This window comes from Bartonella sp. OC16QHHD, from assembly GCF_042194035.1.
Taxonomy (GTDB): domain Bacteria; phylum Pseudomonadota; class Alphaproteobacteria; order Rhizobiales; family Rhizobiaceae; genus Bartonella.
Genome location: NZ_JBHIMJ010000038.1, coordinates 1 through 20046, shown reverse-complemented (window position 1 = coordinate 20046; position 20046 = coordinate 1). Strand labels below are relative to the sequence as shown.

General features: G+C 37.7%; 12 protein-coding genes, 1 tRNA gene and 2 pseudogenes. 11 read left to right on the top strand and 4 right to left on the bottom strand.

Annotated elements, in window-relative coordinates; all coding sequences use genetic code 11:
• Positions 1–621 precede the first annotated feature (621 nt).
• Positions 622–1392 (bottom strand): phage tail assembly protein, encoded by a 771-nt coding sequence (locus ACFIK1_RS05015; RefSeq protein ID WP_375662230.1) that lies wholly within the window; start codon positions 1390–1392, stop codon positions 622–624.
• An 815-nt stretch (positions 1393–2207) separates the two neighbouring features.
• Between ACFIK1_RS05015 and ACFIK1_RS05010 the strand changes: the two genes are divergently transcribed.
• From ACFIK1_RS05010 to ACFIK1_RS04995, 4 genes are all read left to right on the top strand, one after another.
• On the top strand, positions 2208–3404 hold the full coding sequence (locus ACFIK1_RS05010; protein ID WP_375662229.1) for a multidrug effflux MFS transporter: 1197 nt from the start codon (positions 2208–2210) through the stop codon (positions 3402–3404).
• A 258-nt stretch (positions 3405–3662) separates the two neighbouring features.
• Positions 3663–4394: an alpha/beta fold hydrolase gene (locus ACFIK1_RS05005; protein ID WP_375662228.1), complete on the top strand. Its 732-nt coding sequence runs from the start codon at positions 3663–3665 to the stop codon at positions 4392–4394.
• On the top strand, positions 4391–6565 hold the full coding sequence (locus ACFIK1_RS05000; protein WP_375662227.1) for an isocitrate/isopropylmalate family dehydrogenase: 2175 nt from the start codon (positions 4391–4393) through the stop codon (positions 6563–6565). The genes ACFIK1_RS05005 and ACFIK1_RS05000 overlap by 4 nt, the downstream gene beginning before the upstream one ends.
• An 847-nt stretch (positions 6566–7412) precedes the next feature.
• A complete protein-coding gene (locus ACFIK1_RS04995) occupies positions 7413–8177 on the top strand; it encodes an N-acetylmuramoyl-L-alanine amidase (protein WP_375613801.1) in 765 nt (254 codons plus the stop codon).
• A gap of 1246 nt (positions 8178–9423) precedes the next feature.
• Here ACFIK1_RS04995 and ACFIK1_RS04990 read toward each other — a convergent pair.
• Entirely contained in the window at positions 9424–10620 is a 1197-nt protein-coding gene (locus ACFIK1_RS04990) for a porin (protein WP_375655353.1), read from the bottom strand.
• Between the two features lie 314 nt (positions 10621–10934).
• Between ACFIK1_RS04990 and ACFIK1_RS04985 the strand changes: the two genes are divergently transcribed.
• Positions 10935–11025: transfer RNA gene (locus tag ACFIK1_RS04985), tRNA-Ser, on the top strand.
• A gap of 593 nt (positions 11026–11618) precedes the next feature.
• Here the strand turns inward: ACFIK1_RS04985 and ACFIK1_RS04980 are convergent.
• Both ACFIK1_RS04980 and ACFIK1_RS04975 read right to left on the bottom strand, forming a co-directional pair.
• Positions 11619–12839 carry an MFS transporter gene (locus ACFIK1_RS04980; protein WP_375662226.1) on the bottom strand — a complete coding sequence of 407 codons (1221 nt, stop codon included), beginning with the start codon at positions 12837–12839 and terminating at the stop codon, positions 11619–11621.
• On the bottom strand, positions 12836–13309 hold the full coding sequence (locus ACFIK1_RS04975) for a hypothetical protein (RefSeq protein ID WP_375662225.1): 474 nt from the start codon (positions 13307–13309) through the stop codon (positions 12836–12838). Before ACFIK1_RS04975 ends, ACFIK1_RS04980 begins: the two co-directional genes overlap by 4 nt.
• A gap of 797 nt (positions 13310–14106) precedes the next feature.
• On the opposite strand from ACFIK1_RS04975, the pseudogene ACFIK1_RS04970 reads away from it, so the two are divergent.
• The 6 genes and pseudogenes from ACFIK1_RS04970 to ACFIK1_RS04945 form a co-directional block, all read left to right on the top strand.
• Positions 14107–14355 (top strand): annotated as a pseudogene (locus ACFIK1_RS04970) (baseplate assembly protein); the annotation flags it as partial.
• Between the two features lie 260 nt (positions 14356–14615).
• Positions 14616–15794, top strand: coding sequence for a YbfB/YjiJ family MFS transporter (locus ACFIK1_RS04965; RefSeq protein WP_375655356.1), 1179 nt, complete (start codon positions 14616–14618; stop codon positions 15792–15794).
• Between the two features lie 95 nt (positions 15795–15889).
• Positions 15890–17758: an FAD/NAD(P)-binding protein gene (locus ACFIK1_RS04960; RefSeq protein ID WP_375662224.1), complete on the top strand. Its 1869-nt coding sequence runs from the start codon at positions 15890–15892 to the stop codon at positions 17756–17758.
• 25 nt (positions 17759–17783) lie between these two features.
• Positions 17784–19088, top strand: a complete 1305-nt coding sequence (locus tag ACFIK1_RS04955; RefSeq protein ID WP_375662223.1) for a hypothetical protein — start codon at positions 17784–17786, stop codon at positions 19086–19088.
• A gap of 14 nt (positions 19089–19102) precedes the next feature.
• Positions 19103–19312 (top strand): 2-hydroxymuconate tautomerase family protein, encoded by a 210-nt coding sequence (locus tag ACFIK1_RS04950; protein WP_375607418.1) that lies wholly within the window; start codon positions 19103–19105, stop codon positions 19310–19312.
• An 86-nt stretch (positions 19313–19398) separates the two neighbouring features.
• Positions 19399–20046: pseudogene (locus ACFIK1_RS04945) on the top strand (phage tail protein); the annotation flags it as partial.

Below are 20046 nucleotides of genomic sequence, written 5' to 3'. Positions count from 1 at the left end.
TTTATCTCCTTGAATATGCTGGAGATACAATGCCTTTTTGCTAATTATGTTCCAAAAGGGATAAAGAGCAGCTAAAAAGGACAGAAAACATCGAAAACAAGACGGTGATCATTACTTAAAATTCTTCTTATATGACTCCAGTCTAGAACTGATAATACCAGTTTATCGAGAATTTTAGTTGATGGGGGGATAAACGGTCTATGGGGGAATGGCTCTTTTTTCCCGTTCTGTACTGCAATGTTTAAAAGATTGAATGTCGTTGTGAAGTTTAATCTTTTCCCCTTAGCTTAAAAGTAAGCTCTCTTAATGCTTTTCTTTCAAGTAATGTCCTGGATACTGCCTGAGGAAAACTTTGTAAACGCTTTTCCATCATTGATTGTGTTTGAAGGTAAAAAGTAAAATTCTGGAGTCTTTATTTTATTATTCATTTTTTGTAAAAACAGCACGTCTTCTAAAATTTTATTTTTTATATTGTACTTATAATTAAAAGAATGCTTCAATTATTCAAAATAAATATCAAAAGTATTCAATTCAAAAAGCTATGAGAGATAAAAGAGAAGGAAGAAACATTAGTGTTCTAAGCTGTTTTTCCTTCTCTTATTGCTCTATATCAAAACAATGCTAGAAAACTTTTCTAAGTTCTTTGAGTAAAAACTCCCAAAACCAGAGAGGAAAGTTGAAAAGTTTTGAGACAATGTCCAAAAGTTTCGAGATTCTCTCCAAAGGTTGTTTTTTAGTTTCGCCCGCAGTTTTTTTATACGATGTAAGAGCACTTTGATTTGAGAGATAAATTTGGTTCGATGGACCATCTTGTATTAAGAAAGTGCATTTTGTAAAGGTCATGCGTTCCACCTTTATGACGTAGGGATTATGAACTGTAATCGGTTCATAGGTGCTACAGGTTTTCACTTTTGCATTTGCAGTTGTCATGGATTCTGTTTCAAATGTATGTGTGTAAAGGTTACTTGTGCATTTTTCGGGTTTACTGTCGATTAAAATACATTCATCCATTATGCTTTTTATGGGTGCATTTACTTTGTTTATAAAGTTTTTGAGATGTTTAGAAAATTGAGTTTCTAAGGATAGGATTTTTAGGGATGGGATTTTTATGATTGTATTCATTTTATCAAGTTTTTTTAATACTTTTTTTATTAAAGGCCCGTAAATGTCTTTAATGTTTAAAAAATCACGAACACCAAGTTTACTGATGGCATTATAGGACCACCCTGAAAGACATGCGATCATTTCAATTGATTGCTCGTCACCTTCTTTGCTCTGTATTGCTTTTAAGTCTTTAAATTTCGGGCGGCGTAAGGTGATTTCTGTGTATGTCTTTCCTTCCACTTTAATAGGTCCAAGTAATTGGTACGTGGCTCGTTCTGTTATATTCATTAATAGCTTCTCCTTGCTTTCTACATTAGATGCAGAATGATTCGTCAAATTTTTATTATATCATGTTTGTCAATAGCTTAGGCAATAAACTTTGTGCTGGCTATGTAGAATGAAATTCTAACAAAATGGACAAGATGAATTTAGATTTTAGAGCGAGATAGAAGCACAATTTGCTTTATGATATTAGTGGGCTATTAAGTTTATTTGCTCAATTATTTGTGTTGATAAAGACTTCTCCATGAGCCATTATTATATGCTGTATTGTTACAATAATATTTGCGTGGGGAGTTTTGAGGAAAGGGAGTTTGTGGCTTCTTTTTTCTTTGAGCGTTGTAAACCACTTCTGATAAAAGATGTTGTCGGGAAAGTGATGTTGTTATCATGGAGAGGGATAGTGTTTGGGAGCGTTTTTGTTGATGATATCAATGAAAAAAAGCTGATGAAGATAGGGCAACATGAATACAACAAGATGCGCTATTTCGGATTGGGAAATATATCTCTGAAGGAGAGCTTTGATCTTTTAGCTTCTTTTGCGTATAGTTTTAAAATTGCGATTTGCTATGCTTTAAAATTAATTATAAAGTGAAGAACTAAGTGGTTATTTACGTGTTGAGTGTGTGCGTGCGGATCATACACTGGATTTATGTCTCAACAAGCTGAATTATTCTCGAATAAAGTAAAAGAATAAAGAAAATTGATTATTTTATTCGCTGTGGATAAAGTTAAAATAGCTTTATATTTATAAATATAAATTATTATTTTTCTATAAACGTAAAATTTAAATATTTTTAAATTTAAGAAATGTGACTTTCCTGATGAAACATAAATATACATTACCATTCATTATACTTATCGTATGTTTATCGACGGGAGGTTTGATTTCTACCGATATTTTTTTACCGGCACTGGGCGATATGCGTCAATATTATCAAGTGACACAATCTCAAATTCAAAGTGCAGTGGCGGTTTTTTTGTTGGCATTGGCACTTGGACAGCTCATTTATGGGCCGCTGAGTGATAATTTTGGGCGTAAAAAAACACTTCTATTGGGCTTATTCTTGTGGTTATTTACGACACTTGGTGTGATTTATACGGTTCATATTCACGCTTTTCTTGTGTTACGTTTTTTGCAAGGTCTTGGTGCTTGTGCGGGACTTGTCTTAAGTCGTGCAATTATCAATGATTTGTTGGATAAAAAAGCGGCTGGAAAACTTTATTTGATTGTTTTCCCTTTTATTGGAATGTCGCCAGCACTTGCACCTTTCATTGGTGGACTTTTGATACAAGCTTTTCATTGGCAGGCAACTTTTATCTTTTTAAGCTTTTTTATATTTTTGACCATTTTGCTATGTTGTTTTGTGCTAAGCGAAACTCTACCCCCTCAAAAACGGCAGCATTTTTCTCCTGTAGGATTGATGAAGGCATATTTAGGCGTTTTCAGAAATAAACAATTTATTTTTTATGCACTTATTCCGTGTTTTTCTTACGCTGCCTATTTTGCTTATATTGTGGAGTCGCCTTTTTTATTCACGACTTTGGGGTTATCGCCGATACACATTAGTTATAGCTATATTGGTGTCTCGTTTCCCTATATTTTGGGAAATCTTTTGGCGCGATGGTTTTTTGAACGCGAGTCTATGGAAAAGACTGTGGGCAGAGGGTACATTATTTTTGTGATAGGCGGTGTGCTGTTTGCTTTGCAAATGTATCTAAGCCCATGGCCCCTTGTGACAAGTTTTATGGCTATTGCTGTTCTTACTTTTGGCAATGGTTTTTTATTGCCGTTAGGAACAGCGTTGGCTATTTCATCGCATCCGAAAGCTGCGGGAGCGGCTTCTGGTGTTATGGGCTCTTTGCAATTAGGAAGTGCGGCACTCAGTGCAGCGGTTATCGGAAAAATCTCTGGTCATAGCCCACGGGCTATGGCAACTTTGTTAGCTGTGTGTTGTATGATTGGTTTTATCATTTATATTCAAAAAGCGCGTCATTTTATGACTTCAGAAATAAGCTGAGTGAAATGATAAAAAGAAAGCATTATGCGGAAATGCTTTTGATGTTTTACACAAATGGAGCACCTGTACATTAGATGATTTTTTTATTAAGTTGTTGGATTGAGTGGGTTTAAAATTTGTTACAAGCTTAGTTTGAGTTTAACAAATCGATTATTATGGGGGGAGTATGAGCCTAGAGTTTCAACATATTTTCATTATATTGGGTAGGAAAATTTCTGGCTCTAATGCATGTTTAAAAATAAGGGGAGGAATTGATCAATGGGTCTTCCTATTACTATTCTTTCTCCTGTAATGCCAATTTGGGATGGTGGTGTTTTTTGTTCTCCATTGACAAAGCTATGCTTATCAAAAGGATTCCCTGTCACTCTGCTGGATACGCTTTCTCTTTTTCCTAAGGGTTCTCATGTTCTCAATCATTCTGCTGTAGACATTTTATCTTTTATGGTAGAAAAGCTTAAAAGCTATTTTAAAGAGCCCGCAGTTCTTGTGGGATTTTCTATGGCTGGAACATTGGTACAAATATTGGCAGTACAGCTTCCCAATGTTCAAGCTGTGCTTGCTGTGAATGCACCTGGCTATCCAGATAAGGTTTTGCAACGGCGCCTTGGAGATATTCTTGCCTCCTTAGAAAACAATGATTTATCGGGGGCTTTGGAAATACTCAATGGTTTTATGCATCCTTCTGGCATTATGAAAAAAAGAGCCTTATTGGAGATTCCTGATGAACAAAAAAGCGTGGCAATTGAACGCATGACAAGAGGCTTTAAACTCTTATTAGAAATAGATGCTAGAGATGAAATAGTTAAGTATAAGGGGAAGTTTTTAGCTTTAGTGGGAGAAAAGTCGCAACTTGCAACGGTAGATAATCAGACAAAAAGTCATAATCTGAACCATGAATATAAGATTATCTCTGGTGCTGGTACGCGTTTGTGGGAGGATAATCCTACTATGACGGATGCAGTCATTGATGAGTGGCTGGAGGGATTATGAAAAAGAAAGTTCTTGTATTACCTGGTGATGGGATAGGACCAGAGGTTTGTGATGCTGCGCTGATGGTTTTAGAGCAATTCCAATTGCCGATTGAATTGACTTATGGTGATATTGGTTTTGAATGTTGGAAACAGGAAGGAGCTCCTATTCCTCAAGCGACTTGGCAAAAAATTACTCAGAGTGATGCTATTTTACTTGGTGCTGTGACCAGTAAAGGAAAAGAAGCGGCTTTAAAAGAACTTGCTCCGCATTTAAAAGAGAAAAACCTTGCCTATGTTTCTCCCGCACTTCAACTTCGCCAAAAGTTAGGTTTGTTTGCGAATATACGTCCTGTAAGATACATCTTTGGTCCCCAACGTCCTTTTCATTTTTGTGTTATCAGAGAAAATAGTGAAGGCCTTTATGCTGGATTGGATTTTCGGGGTATTTCTCCTGAAACAGCCGTTTGGCTAAAACATCCAAATTTGACAAAATATGGGCTTGAAGAAGCTGCGTGGACAGTCCGTTTGCAGACACGCTTTGGTTTAGAACGGTTATTTGAATATGCTTTTTCTTATGCAAGGAAATATAGCTTTAGGCGAGTTACTTTTGCTGATAAGCCCAATGTTATGCGAGAAAGTGGTCAGTTTGCTCAGGAAATTTTTGAGAAGATTGCGCAAAACTATCCGGAAATTGAAGCAGATATTCAGAATGTTGATGCGGTTGCTTTGTGGATTGCAACCAAGCCAGAGCGGTTTGGTGTGATTGTTGCTGAAAATATATTTGGCAATATTCTCTCTGATCTTGGCTCTGGGATAATGGGGGGATTGGGGCTTGCACCTCATGTGAATGTGGGGAGCGAGATTGCTTGTTTTGAACCTGTTCATGGAAGCGCACCACGTATTGCTGGACAAAATAAAGCCAATCCTTCTGCGATGCTTTATACCACGGCTTTACTCTTAGAGCACTTAGGCTTTAAAGATGCAGCAAAACAACTGTCTGAGAGTGTTGATCAGGTTATTCGTGCTGGAAAAACCGTTACCTATGATCTTGGAGGTATAGCCTCTACCCGTCAAATGGCTGAAGCTGTTCGCAATTCTCTTGTGAATCCTGTCTTTGTTTGTCATGCGGCGATTATCACTGTTGGTGATGAACTCCTTTCAGGACAATATTTGAATACGAACTTACAAGATTTAAGCCAAAGCTTGAACAAGAGAAATATTCAAGTCACACGTCATTTTGTTTGTGCTGATCAATTACAGCAAATCAGTGAGACTGTTGTTTCTTGTCTTGGACAAGAAGATCTTATCATTATCAGTGGGGGATTGGGACCAACATCAGATGATAAAACACGCGATGGAGTTGCTCAAGCTGTAAAGCAGCCTTTGGTACATCATGAAGATGTTTGGCAAATAATAAAAGGTCAATTACAACGATTAGGGATTACGGCGGATAAGAGTCATGCGCGTCAAGCATTGTTTCCTGAGACAGCAACCGTGCTTGATAATTCTACAGGCACAGCACCAGGGTTTTATCTCTCTTGCGATGGAAGTACGCTTGTTGTTTTGCCTGGTCCACCATCACAGGCTCTTGCGCTTTTAGAGAATTATTTAGAACACAACGAGAAGAAATATTTTTCTGTATCGCGTGCGGAGTATGCATGGACTTTGATTGGAATTGATGAAAGTACCATTGCGCAGTGGGTTGATGATCATCTTGAAAATGAATCCTTTGAACGGCATTTTTTATGGAAAAGCCCCTATGTTTTGGTGCAACTGGTTGCTCAATCAGAAGCGCCCTTGGAACAACATTTCGTGGAAGAATTTGAAAATCATTTTCACCCCCATTTAGTTGGGGCAGAAGTTACTACTGCTTGTAAACAATTAGCGATGTATGCAGAGGTTCATTGGTCTGCCAATGATCCGTGGCTTTTAAAATATTTTCAGCCCATAGAAAAAGGTAAACAAGATATTCCACTGCTTGAGGTTGAAGTGAGCCTAGAGCCTTCTTTGGAGACATTAGAAAATCAAGCAGAAAGCCTTGGACATGCTACCATGACTATACGGATGAAAGGTTATGGTGATGATCGTATAACTTTTCCCTATACGCGACCACTTTTAGGTGTCGTCTTACAAGAATATGCAGCTTGGGCTGTCTTAAAAAGATATTTGAAAACAGAGAAGAAAAAATGAAACTCTATGGGGATGTAACAATATTGCTCAAATTATTGAACGTTCTATTATAAGAAGTATTTTGATCCTTTTCTTCAGTGGTTTTTGTCTATAGGTTAATTTTTCTTTTGATGTGTAAATGAATGACTTTGATTGATTCAAAATTAAGAAAAACTTTACGATATTAGGCTCGCTACATTCAATATTTATAATGATTAATTATGATTATAAATCAATATGTTATCTTCCATAGCGCTGATAACAAGGAATCCAGAGACTTCGTGTGTCTCAAGCGTTGTAGATAATTGAGATTCTTTGTAAATCAAAAAGCGATGGTGTGAAAAGACAAGAAGTCGTGTCATTTACAGGAAAGCTTTGCAAATTTTATTGAACAATATGTCCGTGAAGAGTTTTATTGTGAACATATCCCATTCCGTTATCTGATAATAAATTGCTGTAAAGAGCTCATAAAATTTTTCCTTTAAGTTTTTGTGTGATTGCATGATCGTTGGGTATTCGCTTCCGAGGGGCGATATTTTTCAATTTGATAACAGGACGAACTATTTTTTCTGTAAGACGTGAAGATTTAAGGAGTGATCATTTTACGCTTTTGTTTTCTTTTTGATTGGTAATTTGTAGGAATTTTTTTGGGGAAAATATTTAATGTGGTTAAAAACATTTTATGCGTGTGTGGGAGAAAAATAAAAATGTGGTCTTAATTGTTGATAAGAGTGTCAATATTTTTGATGAACAAATTTTAGTCGTAATTCTTAGTACCTAGATGGGAAGTTTATTGCATTTTTTAACAGTTCGTATTCTATCTGTTGTGATGCGCAGTGGTTTTTTAAGCAAAAAAGAAAGGGCTTTTATGTATCAGATTGATTACAACAGTTATCGTTCTGTCAAGAGTTTTAGTCGTCGCGTTCATTTTCTCGTTATGCATTATACGGCTATTGATTTTAAAGCCTCGATTATGGCGCTTACAGGAGAAAAGGTTAGTGCACACTATCTTGTTCCTGATCCTTCAGAGCAGACATATCGTGAGGCAGGCTTTAAGGATATGCGTATTTTTAATCTGGTTGATGAAAATGAGCGCGCATGGCATGCGGGTGTGAGTTCATGGGCTGGGCATAGTCATCTCAATGATGCATCTATCGGGATTGAAATCGTTAATTTAGCGACTTATCATGATGGGACGGGTATGTTTCCTCCTTATAATCCAATACAAATTGATGCTGTTAAGGAACTTGCCTTGAATATTCTTCAACGGTATCCCGATATTATGCCAACTGATGTGGTGGGACATAGTGATATTGCCATTGGAAGAAAAAGTGATCCAGGAGCAGCTTTTCCATGGAGAGAACTTTATAGCGCAGGTATAGGAGCATGGTATGATGATGAACTAAAAAGTCATTATCAAGAGCAATTCTCTAAGAATTTGCCACCCAAAGAAGATGTTTTGGCGAAGCTAAAATGTTATGGATATGACATTTCTGCTGCGTGTACCCAAACAGGATACAAAGATTTGATCCGAGCATTTCAACTTCATTTTCGTCAAGAAAATTATGATGGGATTCTAGATGTTGAAACAGCAGCAATTCTTTATGCATTGGTTGATAAGTATTTTCCGTGAATTCAATGCGTTTTAATTGAAAATATGGCTTATGATTACGTGTAAGCCTTTTTATTATCAGGAAAGGCTGCTTTTTGCCAATTGGCTTTATGTAAAAAGGGCATTAATCGTGTAAAAAATCCTCTATACGGTATAAGGCGTTTTATGGAAACATAACTTTGAAAGCTCTATGATTTGCAGAGATTAAATTTTATTGTTTCTTTGTCTTATATTTTTCTTCCTTTAAAAACGCATAAAGCCAAGATGTTGCGTATATGATGACATGTGCCTTACGCAGGATGAAACGCCTCAAATAAAATGGACTTGTATTGTATATTTCATGCTTGTTTTAAAGAAATGTCTTTTAGTGTGTATCACAACATATATTTTACAGCGACGTTCATAGAGAATATAATCTAAAATCCTCTATGAAGTGTATCCTCATTTTGATGCTTAATAAAAGTGCCTAGCACTATCGTACACTTTGTTAGATCTCAATGTTACTACAACCCTTGGAACTTAAAACGATACATAAAAGGGTTTTCTTTACTCGTTTTTATTCACACGGCTCTCTCCACTCGTCGTGTACAAGTGAATGGTTTTGGTTGATTGAAACATGCAAAATTATAAATTGATCATTATAAATCAAAGTGATGCAGATTCAAGAAAATAGGGGCATTTACAGATTGCTACTGATAGGGGGGCTATTCTTTAGAAGGGGAAGAGGTCAATTCATTTTTTTGAAGATATATCTCTTTTCTCTTTTATTGCTTTAGGGGATGTTTGCATCGTTTTGACAACATGTTTCTTGATGATTAAGTTTTTTAATGAAGCAGTGTTATAAAACATTGTGTTTTAGAGTGTTGATAGAAGACACATTCAGGCATATCAAAAACACAATGATGTCTTGTTTTTTCAATATTTTATCTGTTCAGTATAGAATTGACCAGAGAAGTTCATGACCTAAATTGCAAAGGTTAGGTATAAATTACCAAGAAAAATCAATTTAGGCATAAAGCAATGGGGGTTATTCATGCTTTAAAGGGCAAGGAAGAGATTGTGTTTGAAGTGATGTGTAAAAGCCCGTGTGAGGTGCTCTTATCAAGCATATCAGGTTAATCTTAAGAGTAGTTTTATGAAACTAAGTCGGTTTTTTCCGAGAGACAAGACAATAAGTATCAGGAAAAGATATTCATGATATTTGATTTCAAAAATAAAAACTGGCAAACCATGTTGCCAGTTTTTAAAAGCTGTAGCTTAAATAGGATTAGAATGAACGCTGTAAACGGATCATACCTTGAAAAGCACTTTTCTTATTGAATAAATGTTTTTCATCATTATTTTTATCCGTCACAACGCGATCATCGTTCCAAGAAACATAGGTTAATTCAGGTGTAATCACAAATCCTGGAACCAGCGTGTATGTAATATTTACAGAAGTTGCAAAGGTTTTTACAGCACTATAAGAAACTTGAGCATTCAAATTTGCTTTTGGAGTAAGCTTGTAAGTGGCACCCGCCCAAGCAGCCCATTTACCACCCCAGTTTGCATAAATTGTTGTGCTTTGTCGTGATAATTCATTTTTTGTATTTACTGTGTAGTAATCAAGACCATTTTTATAGCCAGCCATTACCCATAGATTGAAACGATCGTTGACATTGAAATCTGCACGTACTTTTCCAGCCCACTTTTTGTAGTAAGTATCATATGCTGCAACCGCTGAAAAACCACCCCATTTTTGCATAAACTTTATACCCAAAACCACATTCGGGGTGTAATTTTTAATTGCTTTACTTGGAAGAGTATCATTCGTGATAGAAACAAGCTTATCATCTTTATCAATGTAGTATCCTACTGTTCCTGGAAGAGCATCTGCATTATTGCCTAATTCAGCGCCGATAATAGCAGAAAAGCCGGAGTCACCATTAAAGGTGTAGGAAATAAAATTAGTGCGTGTTGTGCCGGCAGGTGCGATGCTGTCATCATTGAGAACATTTCCATAACCACCAGTCCAACTGTTGAAAATTGTATCATCAAGACCTACGCGAAAACCACCCAGTTCAATGTAAGCTGCTGCAAGCCTTGCACCAGCTTTATCATTACCATCACCCCAGCTTGAATAAATTCTTGCATATGAACGAAGTGTTCCCATTTCTGTTTCAGAAGCTGCTTGAAAAACAAGGGTGAGCCGTGATGATGCGCCATAGGTTTTTCTTTTGTCTCTTAGTTCAGTTTCGGTTGTTGCATCGATATTATCACCGCCTATAAAATCAGTACGAACATTTCCTGATAAACGCATGCAGGTTTCTGTTCCAGGGATATAAAAATATCCTTTTCCATAGGCATCACAAACGCGAATATATTCTACAGGTTCGGGTTCGGCGATAACTGTTGAAGCAGCATGTGCTCCAGAAATTGCTAAAAAAGCTGCTGTAGAGCTTAAAAAGAGGGATTTAATATTCATATGGGATCTCCGAGGTCCGGTTAAATTTCTTCTAAAGAGTACCCTTTGCCTAACGCATTAAGGACAAAGACATAAGTAAAATACGCAGCACTTGTTATCTTAGCTATAACTAATCTTTTTAGAGTTTCAAATATGAAATTACCTTTTTGTAATATATACATGTACTATTCGAGATGCTGTGGTAAAAAAGACACAATTTTTGTTTTATTAACTTTTTGTCCCTATGGGATCAATAGGAAAAAAAATTCAGATATTTGGGAAAAAAATCGAAAATGTCTTGAACTTTCTGTTGATACCATTTATGCCTCTCTGTTGGAGAGGTGGCCGAGTGGTCGAAGGCGCTCCCCTGCTAAGGGAGTAGGGCTCAAAAGGCTCTCGAGAGTTCGAATCTCTTCCTCTCCGCCATCTATTGTTATAAAAGCAGTTGACTGTGTATCGGAATTCTGTTTATCCCGTTGGGATTATGCCTCTCATATAAAAAGCATGTTCTAAACACAAATATACTTGTGTTGCCGATTTATGCACTTGTTTTAAAGAGATATCTTTGCAATGTGTATAAGCCCATTTTGCGACGCTGCCTCGTAAATGGTATAAAACATAAAAGTTTCTGTGAGACATATAAAGCCTTATAAAGCCACACCATTTGTATACTTATGAAGATGCAAAGAGGCATATTATATATCTGCCTTCCTGTTGTTATAGATTTTGACTATGAGAGTTCATAAAAGGCATTTTTCCTTTCTAAATCGTTTTTATTTATACGGCTTTCTTTGCTTATGATGTGCAAGCAAATGATTTTGATTGTTTCAACCATAAAGCAGATTTGAAAAGAAAAAATCTTACAATATTCGCGTTTGGTATATTATCATTATAAATCAACGTGTTGCTTTATATTTGCATTGTATATTGAAAGTTGGATGTGGCAATGCTCTCAAAAAAGTTATAGATTTCTTTTAGAAGAAAACATTGTGGGTAATAATTTTAAAATTTTCCTCTCATCATAGAGACTTTTGAGAGTGTTTCATCCATTTCATGACAACCAAACCACATATGAAAAAAGTAATGGTCGGTAATATTAGGTAGTAAGATGGAGAAACTTTTGCAGGAAGAAAAGAAATAATACTCAATACTGTAATTGAAAATATTCTTCCGCTAAAAGAGACAGCACCAACAACACCGGAAATATGCTGCGTGTGTTTTTGATTAAGTTCTGAGAAAAATAAGCTTTTTGCACCGATCGGTACAGTGCAAATAAATCCATGGATTAAAGAGAAGGCGATGACTGATGCAGCAGTTTGATGGCTATGAACTGAAAAATAGAGCGCTATGCACATCAGTGCAGAAAAGAAGGAAAAATATTTTATAGAATTCTTATATTTTTTATCAAGAACATGATACTTAGACATCAGTAAATTTGAAAAATATTGTGCTGAAAAGGCTCCAATATGGCAGCACATCAAGATGAGCATTTGCGAACCGTTGAGGTGATGAATTTTTCCCCCTGAAAGTATTATCGGTTGCCAGAAATGATAAATAATCTGAATACCAGCGCTAAAAAGGCACATGAGGAAAATAAACCATGCTCCTCCTACTGTATTTTGAAATACCCAAAGCGTTTCCTTGGCATTGTGCAAGATTGTTTTTGTTTTGGACGTTTCAATTGTCGTTTTCTTTTCTTCAGGAACAATAAGGAATATCAAAAAAATAAATCCCATCATGAGGCATGAGATGATATATCCCATAAAATATCGTCCAGAGTAGTAGATCGTTCCAATTCCTATAATCCCACTGAGAATACTTCCGAAAGAGTTAACCTGGTGGTAGAGATGAGCATAATGCGAAAAGTGATCCTGTTTATCGCCTAGAGAATGGTAAATCCATCCGTCAATGGCGCTGACAATGATGCAAATGCCCGCTGCATAGAGAATTTGCGCAATAATAAGTGCTGTCATATTAGGAGCTTGAAGGCATAGAAGATAAAATACTCCTGTCATAAAGACCCCAGCCATAACAGAATATTTACGCCGATATCTGTCAGATAAAACAGCGCAGGGAAAATCAAGCAGCAGAATGGTGGTGGAAAAGACAACCTGAAGCAGAGCTAATTGCGCCAGACTAACTCCCATGGACATTAAAAAAATCGCATGGTAAACGCCGATCAGCATGCGGATAGCATTATAGGATCCATAGGTGAGAGCAAGGGTGCGTGCTCTGTTCATTGTGTTGTTCCATAGATTGTACAATAAGAATTTTCATTGAAAAGAATATTTTTCTGTGAAAAGGGAGCGGTTTCATATCCCCATTCAGGGATTAGTGGAAAGAAGGCTTCCATAACCATCCCAAAATTTAAAAGGTCCCTTAGTCCATATGGGACTTCAAAGCGTATTAATGAGAGCAAATGATGCAATTGTAAAGTGATTATGAGAAGCAACATAAGCCTCATAAATGAGATTGTTATTTTTTGAGGGGAGTTGCTTGTGGGGCTGTTGCTTTCATAGCAATCATTTTGTCTAGATCTGTAAAATGATCCTAGGACGGCAAGATCATTGACATAATTAGAACTTATAGAGGCTTGTTTATTTTTTATATACCATTTATTGATCCATTCTCTTTTCTGATCAGCTGAAATAGCACAAATGATCCATAAATCGGTTTTTGGTAATTTTTTGATATCTTTTTTTTTAGTCATCAGCATTTGTAATCCCCCCCCCATTCTTTCTGACTGTTTCTCCGTATCACTTTACGTCTAAAAAAGTTTTTTTCAGAATTCATCTTTACTTTATTTATTAAAAATTTATTAAAAAGATTGTCTCGCAAGGTGCTTTTTGATCACGTCATTACGATTAAGAATTAAATTTCTGATATAAGAGGAAGGGGGCATGATACATTGTGACTAAATACATAAATCCCTCCATATCCTGAAATGATGATTTCCTTTTACAAAACAGTATCCTGAATGGAAGCTCGATAACCGTTACTTTGATCATGGAAATGATAACCTAAAAGAGTGCTTATGAGTGCTTGAAGATATTCTTTAGATATTACAGAAAGAACAAGAAAATAGTTTAAAAAAATCAAACTTGGGATGAAAGCTTTCATCTTATGATGGATGATGGTGAATTTTAAACTTCATCTACTGTTTTTTTTGATCTACTGTGCTGTAAGAAAGATCAAACTCCCCCAATTCATGTTTCTAATTTAGATCATTGATCATAAACATTATATACTGTCTTTTCAAATTATAACTTTGCTCATTGCTTGTCTTCACTGATTAAATCAACATTTCTCTAAAAATGCCGCTTGAGAAAAATGCATCCTATCAGTTTAATATTCTATGATCTTTTAATTAATTTAAAGAAGATAACATAAAATATACGATAAAAAATGAATAAATTTCAATTTTTATAAAAAACACAAACTTTTTTACTGCTGCTGATAAAAAACAAAGCTATATTAAAAGTAGCCTTTATACCCTTCAATACTATTGATTTTTGGTTGTTACTGGATGAAGGCTCCTTTGTTTTGGAAAGAGCGGAGCAGAATTTAAGAGCAGAATGGGCGCGTGCGCAAAGGCTTGGGCGTGATCTGTCTTTAAGTTGGATACTAAGCCGCTTGATGGTTGACGACGTTCATCATGTGAACATAACGCAACCTTGTGAGGGTATTTTAGTCGCACCTGATGAAGCTGTCGCTTTGGGGGATATTGTCTTGTCTGAGCTGGGGCGTGCTTATTGATTTTCTCGTTGTTATTGCTGCTTAATTTCAGCCATTATTTTTCTGAAAAAGAAGCTTTGTAGGGAGAAGATCATACATGGAGCAGGGCGTAAAACGATGAAATGCATATAACTGATCCAGTAATGTTGACAATAATCGTTAAATATGTTGCTCTGGCTACCTAAACAAATGGCTAGATTGGCTTTTATTCTCTGAGATAAGTGTTACTCTCGATGAGATAGAATGCGGATGAGCGAATTATTAGTTAAGGGATTAGAGTAATGGGGGGGAAAAATAATCGTCAAGATTTGAGTTGTTTCAAAATCGCTGTATTCGGTATGATTATTATGATTTTGGGGATGGGGATTGGGCGATTTTTCTATACGCCGGTATTTCCAGTTATGTTGGATGAAGGATTGTTTACCTTTAAGCAACTTTCTTATATAGCTAGCGCTAATTATGGCGGTTATTTAGTTGGGAGTATGTTTTTTTCGTTTTGCAGAGTTGGGAATATATCCCGTGCTCCCTACATGCTATTTGGTGCAGCTATAGTGACGAGTGCACTTATTTTTGCCATGGCGTTAACAACAAACTTTTACTTGGTCTTCTTTATCCGCTTTGCTGCCGGTATCGCGAGTGCAGCAATGATGATTTTTGGTTCTATGACGGTTATGCAGCATAGTCACAAGCTGTGGGTTATTGCTTCGCTCTATGCAGGTGTGGGAGTTGGTATTCTGCTGGGTAATGAGTATGTTATTATTGGTTTGAGTAAATCGCTGAACGCGAAAAATATTTGGTTTGGAGCTGGTTTTATATCTGTTGTATTGTTGCTCTTGTTGTTTATTTTATTTCCACGTCGTGTTGATGCGTCTCAATTTGCTATTAATGAGTCATTGGCACACGAAAATATCGTTTGGTGGGAACTCGCTCTGATTTATGGGCTTGCTGGGTTTGGTTATATTATTGTCGCGACATATCTTCCTCTGATGGCGAAAACATTTAATTTCCCACTACTCGCTAACCACTTATGGTCGTTTGTCGGAATAGCCATTGTTCCTAGTTGTTTCATTTGGTTATGGGGAGCCCATCGGTGGGGGGTATTACGTTGTTTGATGCTCAATTTGCTTATCCAAGGAGGATGCGTATTACTGACATTATTCAGCCAGTCTCTTGTACTGATCGTTCTCAGTTGTATAGGGTTTGGATTTACTTTTATGGGGACGACCTCTCTAGTTATGCCGTTAGCTAAGCGTTTGTATGCGCCGTATGGCATAAATCTGCTAGGCTTGGCTACCTTAACTTACGGTTTTGGCCAAATATTAGGACCTCTCTTGACGAGTTTTTTACAGTTTGGTTCACATGCCATTGCGCTTTCCGTTATCTGTGGTGCTGTAGCGCTTTTTGCTGCTGCTGGAATCTGTCAATATTGTCTTTGTAAAAAGGTCGTTGGCGTTTCATAAACCCGCAATCTTCACTAAAAAGTCGAGAGAATTTATTCCATTCTTTTTGAAACATTTTGTGAAAGTCAAATTATTCTAATAGGGGAGATTACAGAATGCTTCACTCTACAGTCGCTATTTTGGGCGTTGGTCCTCGTGGGATCAGTATTCTCGAACGCTTGCTCACACTTTATTCCCATTATCCATTTTCTGGGAACATTGATATTTTATTGATTGATCCCAATGAGATGGGAACCGGTACCCATAGTGTGCATCAGCCAGATCATTTATTGGTTAACACTGTCGCTTGCCAGATTACTTTATTTGGTGATGATACAGTTAAGGGTGTCGGGCCTATTCGGAAGGGACCGAATTTCTATCAATGGGCTATTCAACAAGGTTATCGTAATATTAACGGTGTTTTTTCTCGTACAGAGCATGATGTTGGGAGAGAAATCAAAGAAAATGATTATTTATCACGTCGTTTGTTAGGGGAATACCTGTCTTGGGCTTACCAAGAACTCACGCAAGATTTACCTTCCGGTATTCGTATTAAGGAGATCCGACAAAAGGTTATTAATCTCCATATCCACCAAGATAATAAAACGGATGTTCTTTTGGAAGATGGCTGTCGTTATAGTGTAGATTTTGTTTATATGACCACGGGTCACGGTAAGAATATATATTCATCGCATGATGAAAGCCTGCAACAGTTTGTCGCTGCTCACCAAATGAAAAATGCGCTTTTGAACTATTATTCGAATCCTTATCCAATTGAAAAGTTGGACTCTATACAATCTCAGTCTCGTGTGCTGGTGCAGGGAATTGGATTAACTAGCTATGATGTCTTGTCGCAATTGACTTACGGTCGCGGTGGGACTTTTACTGAAAATGCTGGACAATTGCGCTACATGCCAAGCGGCAAAGAACCGAAGATAGCTTTATTCTCCCGTCAAACATTGCCTTTTAGTAGTCGCGGGATTAATCAAAAGGGTGGTAGTGGGCAATACATACCATCATTCCTTACTCTCGATGCAATACATCATCTGCGTAAGCAATCCAGCATTGCTAACGGTTCTCCGAAGCTGGATTTCGAAACGCAGCTTTTACCTCTGTTGCTTAAAGAAATGTGTTATGTCTATCGAAGTACGCAGCTGGGGCACTGGCTAGACCCTGAAACCTATGTTGTTACTTCCAAAGACGAGCAGTGTATTCAAGCGTTGCTGTATCCTCATCGAAATAAAATATTTGCCTCTTTGAAGGATTATACAAGATTCTTCATGGAGCATTTGAAGGACGATCTTCATTCTTCCGCTGAAGGTAATGTTGATGGCCCAGTGAAAGCTGCTACAGATGTGCTACGAGATGTCCGTGATATCTTACGTTCAGCAATTGATTTTTGCGGGTTAACGTCTTCATCTCACAAGTACTTTATTGAATATTTTAATCCAAACTTTAACCGTATTTCTGTCGGCCCACCGATGCAGCGAAACCAAGAGTTGAAGGCTCTGATGGAGGCTGGTATCGTGACTTTGGCTGGCGGACCTTCACCTAAACTTGTTCTCAATGCTAGTACCAGCCGTTTCGAAATTCAGTCTGTTTTTCAAGATGAAAACAGTTCAGTTGATGGAGATGTGCTGATCAAGGCCAAGATTGATAGTTTTTCTCCGTTGCGTGATGAGTCCCCTTTTATCCAGAATTTGGCTGGTCAGGGCATCATTCGACCATTTATCAACCAAGGATATCATCCTGGTGGTATTGATATTGACCGTCGGCAGCATCCTATAGACACTAAAGGGCAAATACAAAATACATTATGGGTGGTCGGTAATCCAGTAGAGGGGCCAAATTTTTATACATATATTTTGCCTAGGCCTTTAGTTAATTCTCGTGCACTGCGGGATGCAGGGCGCTGTGTCACTGACATGTACGAGCAGCTTCTTAATCGCTACTCAGTCAAAGATTCAACAATTAATGTACATTGATGATGTAAAAAGCTTCCTGATACGCATGTCCTCCGTATCCGTTATAATGGCGATGCTGATGCTATTCATTTTTCTTATGTCTATCTCAATAAGAACTTGGTTTTTTATTCCATTGGCTGGAGTGACTGTTTTCGGTTATTTGCTTTTGACGATACCATACTGGTGGTTGAAGGGGAATGCACGCAGTGGTGTGTTCATCCTGTTGGCTTGTACTTTAGTGCTGATATGGCGTTGGCACTTGCCTGATGTTCGTACTGTGCTTGTGCGTTTTACTGATGTCTTTTGGCTATTACTCGCCATGGGATTGTTGCGCCATGTGATGAATACATGGCGTATTTCAGAATTTCTCTCTGAACGGTTGATGCGCTATGGAAAGGGTTCGCTTACCCTGTCCATCGCGATACTGACTGCGTTTTTAGCTTGGCCGATGAGTTTGGGGGTTATCCCACTAATGATTGATGCCTTGAAGAAAAGTGTTTTTCCCTCTCGCCATTTGGCCGCTATTGTGATGCGAATGATGAGCATCACGATGGTACTGATGCCGACCAGCATCGGTGCAGCAACAGTTTTCGCTGCTATGCCTAGAACACCAATATTCACATCCGCTGCTTTGGGGATACCACTTTTTCTATTCAGTCTGTTGTTGTTGTGCCTTTCTCCTGTTGTACCGCTAGCTAACCCGATTATTTGCGATGAGAGAAGAGCGAATAAAGAAGGAGAGAGAGTAAGAATTTGGATTTTTTTGATATTTTTCTGGCTAACATTTATCGTTGCGTTGACAGTTATCAAGTTGAATGCACTAAAAAGCATTGCATTGACGGCAAGCATTCTATACGTCATTGAGCGTGTGAGTTCACGCAGTATTGATTTTTTGACTCCTTTGGTGGCAGTGATACGCAGTATATCCAGTGAAATTATGTTGTTGCTAGGTTGTAGTCTGCTAATATCTACTTGTGATTTGCTTATTCCTTTGTTGCCGGTGACGTTTAGTCACTCATTGGCATCACTCTCTGTTTGGCAGCACTATGCCTGTATTCTCTTTGTATTGCCAATTTTCAGTGTAGTAGGAATTCATCCTATGGTGCTATTTAGTTTGGCATTTCCCTTACTAGGGTCATCGATGGCTTATGGGGTTATGGATTATTTGGTTTGGATTTGCTTCTTTATTGCAGCTCAACTCCTTTCTCCTGTATCAATAAATGCTATTTTTGCTTCCAGTAGCCTACGTATTTCACCGGTGGATACGAGCTTTAAAATGCATAGTTATTATGTATTAATATTTAATCTTTTTGCGTTCATTTATTTGAGCTTTTTTATTCAATATTTGTAAATTATGGAGATCTTATGCCTTACATAAATATTAAAATTACTAATGAAGGGGTTACCTCTGAACAGAAACGGCAACTAATAGAAGGGGCAACTCAATTATTAGTTAATATTCTGAATAAAAATCCGAAAACGACTGTTGTCGTGATTGATGAAGTGGAGACAGACAATTGGGGTATTGGGGGTGTTCCCATTACAGAATTAAGAAAAGCTCAAAATAAAGAATAACTCTGTGTATTTGACAATAATTTAAGGTCAATAGGGATAATCAATGTAAAAAATCACGTCCTTTAGCAACATTTGATCAGAGCGCTATTGGAGCGGTTGTTACAGCCCCCTGATGCTGACAACCAAGTTTTCCCCTCAACGAGCCTGTCCTTATCTTTAGCCATGAGACAGAAAAAATCCAAAAGCTTGGGCGAAGGGGCACAGCTCTTGATGTGATTAACGCCGTGCGCGCGCAGGGGATTGAGGCACAAATTATCCTTGTGCGGGTAGAAGAAAAGTCAACCATTGCTGAGACACAAACCGAAATGGTGGGATCCAATACTCACTTGACCGGTGTGCATGCCTTAGCGCATGCTAGAGGGCATTTAGGTGTGGAACCTGGAATTCTCTTAGCACCGGCTTATAGTGCAGGGCGCCTTGATAATGGCAAAAACCCTGTGGCAGACGCTTTGGAACAGGTTGCAGAAAAGCTACAAGCGATTGCCGTGTTCGATACGGGGGGTAAAAACACGGAAGAAAGCCTTGCCTATCGTGCAGATTTTTCCTCACGCTTTTGTTATTTGATTGATCCCTTTGTACGGGTGGCAAATTCTGATGGAGGTGTTAGTGTTAAACCCGCAAGTCCTTTTGCAGCAGCCATGTTTATCAAACGGGACAAGCAAAGGGGCGGTGTTTTTTGGTCTCCTTCCAACCAAGATGTGCATGGCATTTTAGGGACAGCACGCCCCATTAGC

Coding starts and splice junctions, on each gene's coding strand:
- ACFIK1_RS05015 (WP_375662230.1), bottom strand. CDS start 1,392: ATGAATATAACAGAACGAGCCACGTACCAATTACTTGGACCTATTAAA.
- ACFIK1_RS05010 (WP_375662229.1), top strand. CDS start 2,208: ATGAAACATAAATATACATTACCATTCATTATACTTATCGTATGTTTA.
- ACFIK1_RS05005 (WP_375662228.1), top strand. CDS start 3,663: ATGGGTCTTCCTATTACTATTCTTTCTCCTGTAATGCCAATTTGGGAT.
- ACFIK1_RS05000 (WP_375662227.1), top strand. CDS start 4,391: ATGAAAAAGAAAGTTCTTGTATTACCTGGTGATGGGATAGGACCAGAG.
- ACFIK1_RS04995 (WP_375613801.1), top strand. CDS start 7,413: ATGTATCAGATTGATTACAACAGTTATCGTTCTGTCAAGAGTTTTAGT.
- ACFIK1_RS04990 (WP_375655353.1), bottom strand. CDS start 10,620: ATGAATATTAAATCCCTCTTTTTAAGCTCTACAGCAGCTTTTTTAGCA.
- ACFIK1_RS04980 (WP_375662226.1), bottom strand. CDS start 12,839: ATGAACAGAGCACGCACCCTTGCTCTCACCTATGGATCCTATAATGCT.
- ACFIK1_RS04975 (WP_375662225.1), bottom strand. CDS start 13,309: ATGACTAAAAAAAAAGATATCAAAAAATTACCAAAAACCGATTTATGG.
- ACFIK1_RS04965 (WP_375655356.1), top strand. CDS start 14,616: ATGGGGGGGAAAAATAATCGTCAAGATTTGAGTTGTTTCAAAATCGCT.
- ACFIK1_RS04960 (WP_375662224.1), top strand. CDS start 15,890: ATGCTTCACTCTACAGTCGCTATTTTGGGCGTTGGTCCTCGTGGGATC.
- ACFIK1_RS04955 (WP_375662223.1), top strand. CDS start 17,784: ATGTCCTCCGTATCCGTTATAATGGCGATGCTGATGCTATTCATTTTT.
- ACFIK1_RS04950 (WP_375607418.1), top strand. CDS start 19,103: ATGCCTTACATAAATATTAAAATTACTAATGAAGGGGTTACCTCTGAA.